The organism is Paenibacillus sp. Marseille-Q4541 (genome assembly GCF_018310695.1).
Lineage (GTDB): Bacteria > Bacillota > Bacilli > Paenibacillales > Paenibacillaceae > Paenibacillus.
The window spans coordinates 1-11,199 of the sequence record NZ_JAGXCY010000066.1 but is presented as its reverse complement, the minus strand read 5'-3'; the positions used below and the strand labels follow the sequence as shown (position 1 = coordinate 11,199).

Here is an 11,199-nt window from a genome sequence, read left to right as displayed (position 1 = left end):
GAATAAATCACTTAAAACTAATTAACATAAGGGTGATTGTCGGATGGAAAAAAGGCTTGGGGAGTTAATAAAAGAATTTCGAATAATCAATAATCTCTCGCAGAATGACCTAGCAAAAGGAATTTGCACCCAGGCTCTCATTAGTAAAATTGAAAAAGGGGATACGATTCCTTCTGTTGATATATTCATGAAAATAACAAAGAGACTAAACGTCACTTTGGATTATTTCATTGAAAGATTAAACTTTTCCAATTACGATTATGTTCATGAGTTTTACTACCAAGTTCGAAAATTACTCAGAGAGCGAAATTATGAAGAATTAAACACGCTTATAGAGATTGAAAAAAGAAACCCAAATAGAAAAAACGTATTCCATGAGCAGTTTATAAAGTGGCAGGAAGGAATCTGTCTTTACTATCTAAAAAATGATGTAATTCAAAGTCAAAAAATACTAAAAGAAGCTTTATATCTTATTAATAGTAATGAAGGTAACAAAGAAAGAAACATAGAGATAATAAATAGTATAGGTATTATCTACTTTGAAGATCAGCAATATGATCTTTCTATCTCTTATCTAGAAGAAGCACTACGATTACTTAAAAATTCAATTTATATTGTCGATAAGACAATCCATTCGAAGATTTACTATAATACTGCTAAATGTTTAACACGGCTTAATCAATTTACCGAATCTAATATTTATTGCGAAATTGGGATAAAACATTGTTTGAAAATAGATAGTAATTATCTTCTGGGTGAATTGTACTATCATCGTGGTTATAATTTTGCTTTGATGTGTATGTATCAGGATGCTCTTATAAATTTCCAAAAAGCTTTATCATTATTTGAAATACAGTCTCAATTTTCGTTCCTTGATACAACCTTAAAGCAAATTGAAAAGGTAAACCTACAAATTGAGGATACTTCAGGCTTTTATATAAGTAATCCTTCTGGTTAAGCCATTCGGATTCCTTCGATAGTTGATAATCTAAAGAACGAAAAATTGCCTTGTAACTCTAGTAATAAAAAATCCACCCAATTTGGGTGGATGGTATTTTACTTTTTCCTAGATCTTATACTAGGGAGAAGTGTGATCTTATTGTCCACTTCTTATATTTTTCACAGATTGAAGTTCTAATGTGTAATTTTGATAGATACGCTCCCCTCCTTTTCCTATAGGTGATTGTGCCATTAATCCTACTTTTACGATATCGTCTACCGGTAGACTGAAAAAACGCATCATATCGTATCTCTTGCCATCTAAGGAGTAATGAAATGCAAATGAATTACCAGATCGTGCTAATTGAAACCAAACTTCGTTACCATCTATGTTACAACCATTTGCATCATCTGATGTTTGGTTCGTTACTACACTCACTACAGCGTGAGTATCAAAATCGGTTAACTCCAAACAAGCTTTTGCCCAAACGGTAGAGTTCTTCAAAACCATAATGGAAGCAGCATCGTATGTATCTTTGAAATCATGGCTTACTTTTACTCTCATAACAAAATCTCCAGAAACTTCAGTATAATAAAATGGGGCATTGGTAAGAGACTCAGGTGTTATTCCTTCTTCTCCAATAGGCCCACTGTTACAAAAAAAGTCAGTTTTCTCTGGAGCATACATGATTATCTTATCTTCTTCAAAGCGGATACTGCTTTCGTTTAACCAATTATAAGTTTGAAACAGTTCTTTACCCATCCATCATTCCTCCTCATATTTAAGTTGCTTCATTCTATACTATTACTATTTTGATATTGGAGATTCCTTCCTTACTTCAAACTAAACAGCCGGTTAGGGTAATAAGTTTGTTTCTTATAGGCGGGGACCTTTAAAACTTTCCATCTAGCTTGACCTTATTAACAGTTACTCGAGAAAATGGCAGCCGAATTGGCTGCCGTTAAGTCTGATTATATTGAGCTATCGTTTTCCGTAGCGTAACCCGAGGCTTGACCTCCTGGAAGGTTAATTTCGGAGAAACTTAAATTATTTGTTTTCTAGTCATTGTTTCACGAGGTGCTTGATTTCTAATGCAATTACTGTCATTGCTCTTTATAATGAAACCAATCAAAATATGCAGTTGTTCCAAGTGAAGAATAATTATACATTCCGAAAAACACCCCGGTGAATCCACCTGCAACTTCAGTCGATAACAAATGTGTTTCTGCTTCACCTAGCAGATTCCATTCATGATCATTTCCTTGATAATAAAACTGATATTTATCTGGTAATGCTCGAATTTTTAATTCAATGACATTCCCCAGAACAGGTAAAGAAATCTTTTCATCACTGATACTGCCGACCTGTCGTTTCAGTGTAACGAAATGCCTACCATCAAGCATAGTTAAACCAAGCGCATAATGGTAACTATCGTCCATAAAAACAGTTAGCCCTGCATCTGCACCTTCCGCTGGTTGAAATTCCATTTTTACAGAAACCTCGCAGTTCCAATGCTGTTGTCTGCGTGCAATTAACGCGGGTGTACCTGTTCTCTCCTTCAATTGAACACTGCGTCCATTTAGAGCAAGCCAACCTGGCCGTTCACTTAATGACCAGTCTACCTTTTCGGAGTTCCGTAGAAAATTCCAATGCATCCCTAAGCTCGGTTCATCGAAATGATCTATTTCTGAATTATTCTCCCAATAAACCGGAGACAAAGTTTCTGCTTCCATCTCCAGTTCCACAACACCATTGTTGCCGATCATCGGCCATCCATCTTCAGACCAATGTACTGGGGCCAAAAATGTCTCTCTCCCTAGATGATGCCGAGGGGGATATCCTACTGGGCGAATACCGAGGAATACTGCCCACCAGATACCGTCATGCGCTTCGACCAAGTCGGCATGTCCAGTTGCTTGAATGGGATGTCCTAGACTCCGATGAGACAATATCGGATTCATTGGACCCGATTCAAATGGGCCATAAGGGGTTTTGGCCCTTGCTATAGTCTCCATATGTCCGTATTCCGTTCCGCCTTCCGCACACATCAAATAATAGTATCCATTTCGTTTGAATAGATGCGGACCTTCTGGAAATTTCCCACCAGTTCCTGACCATATTAGACGCGACTCGCTTAATTTAGTACCTGTCTCTATATCAATCTCACATTGGTAGATGCCCATACCAGATTGGGTCCCTGTACTTGTAAAGTAAACTTTTCCATCTTCATCAAAATACAAAGAAGGATCAATCCCTTCCTGATCTACATAGATAGGGTCAGACCAATCTCCTGAAGGATCATTTGTCCATACATAGAAATGTCCACCGTAGTCCTGATTCGTAGTAACCATGTAAAATCTGCCTTGGTGATAACGGATTGTAGGGGCCCAGACCCCGCCCGAAACGCCTGACTTTTCCAACTGAAGTTGACTTTCTCGGGTTAAACAATACCCTAGCTGGCGCCAATGAACGAGATCCTTGCTGTGCCAAATTGGTATCCCGGGAAAATATGCAAAGGAACTGTTCACTAGATAATAATCTTCGCCAACTCGACAAACGCTCGGATCTGGATAGAAGCCTGGAATGACTGGATTGTTATACTTCATTTGAGATCTCCTTTTCACGTGCAGATATAATTTATCATTTCATGTCTTAAAAATTAACTGAAAACGTTTTCGATGTCAAGGAAACCTTACACAGAATGACTTTGTCATACAAATATCCTATCCATTAATGCAATAAAGCCGCCCATCTTGCGGGCAGCTTCATCTTACATGCATCTAAACTACCATTTCCCATTAAATAGGATGATACGCTAACTAGAGTTCTTTTAACTTTGCGATGTCTTCGTCTGTACGGTTTCCATGAATCTCAATATTTGAAAGTTCTTTTTCAATTTGATTGTATTCAGCCTCCGTAAGCTTCACTTCAGCTGCCCCCAGATTTTCCTGAATACGTTCTAACTTTCGTGAACCGGGAATGGGTACGATAAAATCTTTTTTATGCAACATCCAAGCGAGAGATATCTGTGCCGGGGTAGCTTTTTTCGATTCTGCAAACCGGGTTATCAAATCTAGTAACGGCTGATTCGCAATTAAGTTATCCCGATCAAAGCGAGTGATGACCCTTCTCACATCATCGCCCTCATATTTCGTATCATTATTAATTTTACCGGACAAAAATCCACTGGCTAGAGGCGAAAACGGAACAAAACCAATACCTAGTTCTTCACAGGTAGGAATAACATCTTTTTCGAACATTCGCTCCATGATGGAATACTCACTCTGAATCGCAGTCAGCGGTGTAACCGCATGGGCTCGTCTAATTTCTTCTTCAGTTGATTGGGATTGACCCCAAGCAAGTATCTTGCCCTCTTTGATCAGTTCACCCATGCTAAATGCAACTTCTTCTACGGGAATCTCCTTATTAACTCTATGCTGATAATATAGGTCAATATGATCTGTCCCGAGTCTTTTCAAGGAAGCTTCCACATGAGTCCGTGCCTGTTGCAATGTTGACTCTTTTGAAGAAGTAGTGCTATCTTTCTTAACTCGAAACTTAGTGGCAAGGATAACTTTATCGCGGATAGGCTTTAGCGCTTCCCCTACAAGTTCTTCATTGGAACCATTGCCATATCCTTCGGCTGTATCAAAAAAAGTGCAACCCAAATCATACGCCTGACGGATTAGCCGAATTGATTCGTTTCTGTCCGGTCCACTGCCATATCCGTGGCTGAACCCCATACAACCCAAACCAATTGATGAAACCTCTAAACCTCTTAGGAAACGCTTTTTCATACCCTTCACCCTTTCTATTTACTACAAATTCCAGTAATGATTTGGCTACTAAGCTTATCTGACCATATACTCTATGTTAATTGTTTAAACGAAAAATTTCTAATACCTATGATGAATCTTTTATGATGCCTAATATGTATCGTATAATAATCTGGAAACTATCCATCAGATGAAATATGGAAGGATGATTAAGAAATGGATGTTCGTGTTTTCAAGTATTTTTTAACAGTGGCTAAAGTAGGTAACATCACAAAAGCAGCTGAAATCCTTCATATTACACAGCCAACTTTAAGCAGGCAGCTTATGGACCTTGAAGAAGAACTGGGTACTCAATTATTTATACGGGGTAAGAGGCAGATTTCACTAACAGATAGTGGACTTCTGTATCAGCAACGGGTAAAAGAAATCGTTTCACTCTTAGATAAGACTGAAAGAGACCTCGTAGAACAAAAAGATTTAATTGGCGGAGTTGTTTCAGTGGGATGTGTAGAGTCCACTGTATCGAGAGCGTTGCCAGAGTTATTAGAGGAATTTTCTAATCGGCACCCTATGGTACAGTATGAATTGTACAGTGCAGATGGAGATGATATTAGGGAGAAACTTGACAGAGGGAATATTGATATCGGTATATTATTGGAACCGATTGAAACTGCGAAATATGACTATATTCGGTTGCCTTATGAGGAAAAGTGGGGGATTCTGATGAGACGTGATGATCCTCTTGCTCAAAAAGCATCTATCGGTATTCATGATATTCTTTCTTTACCTTTAATTCCACCCCGACGTACCATTGTACAAAATGAGATTGCAAGCTGGCTTGGTGTTGAGAATGATAGTCTCAATATTTTTGCATCACATAATCTATTGACTAATGCTATGCTATTGGTAGAACAGAAACTTGGATATGCAATATGTGTGAGTGGATCTTATACAATTCGGGAAAGTAATCGTACTTGTTTTGTTCCATTTGAACCTGAGCGTATTACAAGTCATGTACTCGCTTGGAAAAAGAACAAGATTTTCAGTTCAGCTACTGCACATTTTATTCAATTTATTAAGGATACATATCATTCATAATATACAAAATCAATCAATAATTAAAATAAAATAGCTTTCCATAATTGGAGTATTTTCAAAGCGGAACTCTTCGGGTGACGAATGATTAATAACTCCCCAAACACTTAATCATGCAATATTTGTACATTCGTCACTACGGATTTTTCGTTCATATCAAAGACAAGCCACTCACTATCGATAGAAATGAATCCACGCTCACTACCAAGGTAATATACTAACCGGTTAGGTGCTTCGAAATAAGAAGTGTCCGTTTCTTTCCCAAGTATAGATTCTACTGCTAATACATCCATGCCCACAAATTCGTATTGTGATAGCATGTCATCTACCATCCACACTCGCTCCTCTTGTTCAAGAGTCCATTTCACTTTCGTAAAATGAGATTGTTGTTCATTCATCCACAAATGATATATAGCAACTGTACAAATCGCTAAACATATCACTAGTGCTGTATGCGTAGTCCATCCAACCTCTTTCCGAATGAACATATATATCACAACTAATAAGATGACAGGGAGCATTAAAGCTGAAACACTAAACACGTGTAAACCACTATGCATTATATCTATCCACCAGAAATAGGCCAAGTATAAGAGAATGAATACAAACACATAGGCTCTCCACAATATCTTCAAAGCTTAGCCCCCCTTTTGACTGTAATAACTACTTATCTAAGGCAATGCAGTATGCATATTAGAAATCAGATATTCTCATTTAAATTCATTCTTAGTAAGATTATCAAACGCCAGCATTAAGCTTCTATAGATAAGTCTTTCCAAATTGTATCCCACTTTTTCTCCTGCATTCGATCAGTATATAATGAATGTAACTTGCTATTAATTTGATAGTATGGAGTAGGTTTAACCATCTTTTCAAACAAATCCTCTAGTCCATATGGAGCCATTATTTTAAGTTCACGATTACACATTTTCACAGCTATTGCAGTAGGTATTTCTGTAAAATGAGCAACGCCATCAAAGGAAGAGTTATAAGGCTCAAATCCATTTTTCAAATGCATTCTTGCTTGATTTTTTACTGACCAAGGCTGGTTAGGTACTATAATGTCTAATTTTTCCTCTAAATCTTTTTCTGTTTCCCACAATGTATCCGTGCTATCAAAATAGATAACATCAATATCATTGATTGGTGTATTTATGCGATGTAAAACGTCCCATACTTTATTTCTAATGAGTCCCGCTGAAATCCAAGCATCATTTAAATTTAATTTTTCAACGGCTTTTAATAACGATATTATGTAGTCGTCATTTTTTATAATTTCTATCAATCTATTTTCATAATTAGTCACATTTATTCTCCTTTAATCATTTACTTTTTTGAACATTATAAACCTATGGAATTCGCCCGATTCTACTACATATTTTCGAGTATTTTTGGTAAGTCAAATAGAATCTTTATCGTTCGTATATGTTCCTGCCCCTTAATCTCATTTTTTCTATTCAACCAAATTCCCTTCATATCAATCTTCTCACACGGAAATATGTCTGTCTCCAAATTATCTCCAATATAAATTCGATCAGCAGGATGTTCTTGAGCCATACTACAGGCATACCTGAATATTTCTGTATTTGGTTTGGATACCCCTATATCCCCAGCAGCTATAACAATCTCAAAATAATCAAAAATACCGATTTTCTTCAGCTTTTGTCTCTGCTGCGTAGAATCTCCATTAGTGATTATTCCCAAGCGATACTCTTTATGTGCTTCTAAACAAGGAATTACATCTTCAAAAGGTTTCCAATTCTCCTCAAAAAGATTGAGATGAATCTGAAAATAATGTTGAGCTTTGCCATCCATCAATACTTAATTCAAAAAAATGAAATAGTTCCTTAACCCTTTCAATTTTCTGTTCTTCAAAGGATAACTCCCCTAACAAAAATCTTCCAAAATGTCTTTTGCCAATTGCACACCAAGCGTTATAGAAGTCATCTGAATTGCATATTGACTGCTCTGGAAATTGAGTGAAAAGGAAATTTACAGCTAGATATTCAGCTGACTTGAAATCAAATAATGTTTCATCTAGATCAAAGAAAATCATTGTATTCATCTTCTATGCTTATTTTGTTCTATGGAAAAGTACTGATTTCATATTTTATTTGCGGATTTTTGATATACCCTGCTCGGTACAAAAAGAAAAAGCAGCTGATCGTTCTGATCTGCTGCCTTCATTCTTTAAAGAAACTCTAATCCATTCGTTGATCTAATAGTTGTTTACCTATTTTAACATCTTAAGAAGGAAGATTTAGTTGCCACGATACTCCAAACCGATCATTAACCCAACCAAACCGCTGACTAAAACCATAATCACCAATTGGCATAAGTGCTTGTCCATCCTCTATCAGTTTATGATAAAGATTGTTGATCTCTTCCTCTGTATCACAGGTAACAAAAATAGAGAATGAGGGAGTAAAGGAAAACTGATGCTTCAAATTACTATCAATACACATAAATTCTTGTCCTTTTATGGAAAAAGTAGCTTGTTTTACCGTTCCTTCGTCTCCAGTTTCATTCGCACCATAGTGAACAATACTCGTAATTTTTGAATCTGCAAAGGTGGATAAATAATAATTCATTGCTTCTTCCGCTTTACCATCTTGAAACATTAAGAAGGGTGTAACTTTCTCCATAAAAAAATCTCCTTTAACCACAAATTTTATAGCCTTCACTAATTTTAGTTAATGATGCCATACCATAAATAAAAAAACAATCAGGCACCTGCTTATTCTATCTCAAGTCAGTTTAGATGTTAGACTTTTCTAGCTCATGCCATGGAATACCTAATAGAATCGGAGGCTTATAAATAGGTCTTATCCATTGATATGAGAGGTCTAGAAGAAGCTCCCCCCTAGCTGAAAATCACCTTTCTTATCTAGCTTCATTTTCCATTTCCTATTGGCTACTGCAATCCCTTAGGCAAGAAAAAATGACAAAAGACGGCGCCATGATATTGGCACCGTCTTTTTATTGAATCAATTTCTGAGATGTGGTTTGATTTATTTATTACGCTTCTCTTTATTCTTTATCAATAAATAGAAGGACGCGAAGACAGCACCCATTGTTCCACAAATGATATCAAACATCGTATCGGGCAAACTGCCATTTTGCGATTTGAGTCCAAATAGATGGTCTACGGTAAACTCATAAATCTCCCACATTCCAGCCATTGCAACAGAAAAGAAGAGAGAGAACCAGATGATAATATTGGAAGGCAGGCTACCCAGACCTTTACGCTTAGCCATCTTAACAATAATGAATTGTCCTGCGAAGAATAGGATAACTCCTGACAGCAAATGTTCAATCTTGTCTAGATAAGGGATGACAGCATACATATTAAATAAGTTTGCGAGCATCATCGTTATCGTAATAAAGATCAGCACCGAGAATCGGAGTGCTTGAGGCAGTTCGCTTTTGGTCCATGTGATTAAGCCCCTAAAGAGCAACAGCACGAAAATGATAAGACCGGCTTGAAACGACTTGCCATAATTGCCAGTCACACCAAAATAAATAATCGATACTGCACATATGATGTACAGAATCATTTCAAATACAACATTAAACTTATGATTTCTAGAAGTATCTTGCATATCAGTTCCTTTCTGAATCAAATCTTATAAAAAATTTTAATGTTATCTTATTCTACTGAGCATTGTCAAACCTAACACCTTCCACTAACTTATACACTGATTTTTAATACAAATATTAGGATCCTGACTATTTCGAAAAATTCACGTCTGCAAGTGATTTCTGCCCTTCCTATCAGCGTATCCAAATAAGTTGAAACTAACACTAGGAATATGGCAGTGCATTTTACGAAACGATAATACAAAAAAAGCCGCCATTATGGCGACTCATAAGCGACTATGTTCTTTTCCACCAATAGTACTTCCGGCAATATCCATTTACTTTTTAGAATTTCACGGGTAAAGATGCTAAACTTTGTGAAGAAAGAGAAAAGTTCCAGTTAATTTCTTCTTTAGGAATACGAAGTTCCAAATCTGGAAGTCGTTTAAATAAGGTAGTAAAGGCAACGTCTCCCTCAACTCGGGCTAAGGGTGCACCCAGACACATATGAATCCCATGTCCAAAGGCTAGATGGCGTTTGATCTGGCGTTCAATATCTAGTTCCTCCGACTGAGCAAATTGTAGCTCATCTCGATTCGCTGATTTTAACAAAGGAATAACGATATCCCCTTTTTCAATCTTTTGTCCCGCTAGTTCAAGGTCTTCTGTTGCAAAACGAGGCCCTGAACTTGTTGCAGGTCCATTGAATCGCAAGAGTTCTTCAACTGCAGATGGAACTAAACTCAAGTTACTTTTAAGTTTTCCCAGCTGATCGGGATGTGTTAGAAGAATGTAAGAACCCGTTGCAATCAGATTTGAAGTCGTCTCATGCCCCGCAAAAATCAGAAGCGTAATCATAGAAATCAGTTCATGTTCATTCAAACGATCCCCTTCCTCTTCGATGGCAATCAATTGACTTATCAAATCCTCGGACGGATTTTTTCGTTTATCAGCCACAAGCTGAGCCGTATAATCAGCAAAATCTTGTAAGTGCTCTGCTACCTTTGGATCCTGTTTCCCAAAACCAAGACCATGAGCAATCGCCTCAGACCACACATGGATTTGTGCCCGGTCATTATGAGGAATTCCAAGCATTTCCGAAATAACGTTAATTGGAAATGGGTACGCATAGTCATTGACTATGTCCATTTCTCCCTTTGCTTGTACCTGATCAATTAGTTCATCCGCAATCTCTTGGACCCGTGGTCGTAAGCTTTCCATATATCTTGGAGTAAAAGCTTTAGAAATTAAACTGCGTAGTCTTTTGTGATCAGGGTCATCAACAAAAAGCATGGACTTTCCCGTAAAAAAGGTTTGTGGTTCAGAAGAATCGATCTCGTTCGAGAGATTTTTTCTAATGTCTTCCTGGCTATGAATCGAATTCATATCTACCGTAAATCGGGAATGATCTTTTAATACTTGCATTGCTTCTTCCATCCTCGTAACGATCCAAGTTTGGCCCGAACCACCCATAGGATTTGGAATAGAAATAACCGGACCTTTTGCACGCATTTGAGCGAATATTGTAAAGTGATCTTTCACACTTTCTTCACTAAAAAGATTGAATTCCGAACTTTCTGAAGATACATTCATTTTCGAATTATTCATAACAATCTTCCCTTCTGTTAAAAATGGATGATTACTTCGCACCTGTTTAACATAGTGGTAACAACAACATTCCAAATTTCAGTGGTACGTGAAACATAGATTCCATGTCATTCTACTAAATCCATAATCCCTCTTATTTAGTAAGTTAGGGGATTTTGTTTTGAATTTCATTAAATTATATACGCTTAGTATAGTATTATC

Annotated in this window: 12 protein-coding genes; 2 read left to right on the top strand and 10 right to left on the bottom strand. The window is 37.0% G+C overall.

Annotated features, from left to right (window positions below; genetic code table 11):
* Positions 1-43: 43 nt before the first annotated feature.
* On the top strand, positions 44-958 hold the full coding sequence (locus KFT32_RS26785; protein WP_211750399.1) for a helix-turn-helix domain-containing protein: 915 nt from the start codon (positions 44-46) through the stop codon (positions 956-958).
* A gap of 138 nt (positions 959-1,096) precedes the next feature.
* Here KFT32_RS26785 and KFT32_RS26780 read toward each other — a convergent pair whose 3' ends face one another.
* The 3 genes from KFT32_RS26780 to KFT32_RS26770 form a co-directional block, all read right to left on the bottom strand.
* Positions 1,097-1,702 carry a DUF1349 domain-containing protein gene (locus KFT32_RS26780; RefSeq protein ID WP_211750398.1) on the bottom strand — a complete coding sequence of 202 codons (606 nt, stop codon included), beginning with the start codon at positions 1,700-1,702 and terminating at the stop codon, positions 1,097-1,099.
* Between the two features lie 341 nt (positions 1,703-2,043).
* Positions 2,044-3,546: a glycoside hydrolase family 43 protein gene (locus KFT32_RS26775; protein WP_211750397.1), complete on the bottom strand. Its 1,503-nt coding sequence runs from the start codon at positions 3,544-3,546 to the stop codon at positions 2,044-2,046.
* Between the two features lie 213 nt (positions 3,547-3,759).
* Entirely contained in the window at positions 3,760-4,737 is a 978-nt protein-coding gene (locus KFT32_RS26770) for an aldo/keto reductase (RefSeq protein ID WP_211750396.1), read from the bottom strand.
* Between the two features lie 195 nt (positions 4,738-4,932).
* On the opposite strand from KFT32_RS26770, the gene KFT32_RS26765 reads away from it, so the two are divergent.
* Entirely contained in the window at positions 4,933-5,814 is an 882-nt protein-coding gene (locus KFT32_RS26765) for a LysR family transcriptional regulator (protein ID WP_211750395.1), read from the top strand.
* 104 nt (positions 5,815-5,918) lie between these two features.
* On the opposite strand, the gene KFT32_RS26760 is transcribed toward KFT32_RS26765, so the two are convergent.
* The 7 genes from KFT32_RS26760 to KFT32_RS26730 form a co-directional block, all read right to left on the bottom strand.
* Complete coding sequence (locus KFT32_RS26760; RefSeq protein ID WP_211750394.1) at positions 5,919-6,446, bottom strand: hypothetical protein; 528 nt, start codon at positions 6,444-6,446, stop codon at positions 5,919-5,921.
* Positions 6,447-6,562: 116 nt separating this feature from the next.
* The gene (locus KFT32_RS26755; RefSeq protein WP_211750393.1) at positions 6,563-7,117 is read right to left on the bottom strand and encodes a nucleotidyltransferase family protein; all 555 of its coding nucleotides are present in this window, start codon (positions 7,115-7,117) and stop codon (positions 6,563-6,565) included.
* A 65-nt stretch (positions 7,118-7,182) separates the two neighbouring features.
* Complete coding sequence (locus KFT32_RS26750; RefSeq protein ID WP_211750392.1) at positions 7,183-7,626, bottom strand: HAD family hydrolase; 444 nt, start codon at positions 7,624-7,626, stop codon at positions 7,183-7,185.
* On the bottom strand, positions 7,577-7,867 hold the full coding sequence (locus KFT32_RS26745) for an HAD family hydrolase (RefSeq protein ID WP_211750391.1): 291 nt from the start codon (positions 7,865-7,867) through the stop codon (positions 7,577-7,579). Before KFT32_RS26745 ends, KFT32_RS26750 begins: the two co-directional genes overlap by 50 nt.
* Before the next feature lie 190 nt (positions 7,868-8,057).
* Positions 8,058-8,456 carry a VOC family protein gene (locus tag KFT32_RS26740; protein ID WP_211750390.1) on the bottom strand — a complete coding sequence of 133 codons (399 nt, stop codon included), beginning with the start codon at positions 8,454-8,456 and terminating at the stop codon, positions 8,058-8,060.
* 366 nt (positions 8,457-8,822) lie between these two features.
* On the bottom strand, positions 8,823-9,413 hold the full coding sequence (locus KFT32_RS26735; RefSeq protein WP_211750389.1) for a DUF2238 domain-containing protein: 591 nt from the start codon (positions 9,411-9,413) through the stop codon (positions 8,823-8,825).
* 322 nt (positions 9,414-9,735) lie between these two features.
* Positions 9,736-10,998: a cytochrome P450 family protein gene (locus KFT32_RS26730; protein ID WP_211750388.1), complete on the bottom strand. Its 1,263-nt coding sequence runs from the start codon at positions 10,996-10,998 to the stop codon at positions 9,736-9,738.
* Positions 10,999-11,199: the final 201 nt, after the last annotated feature.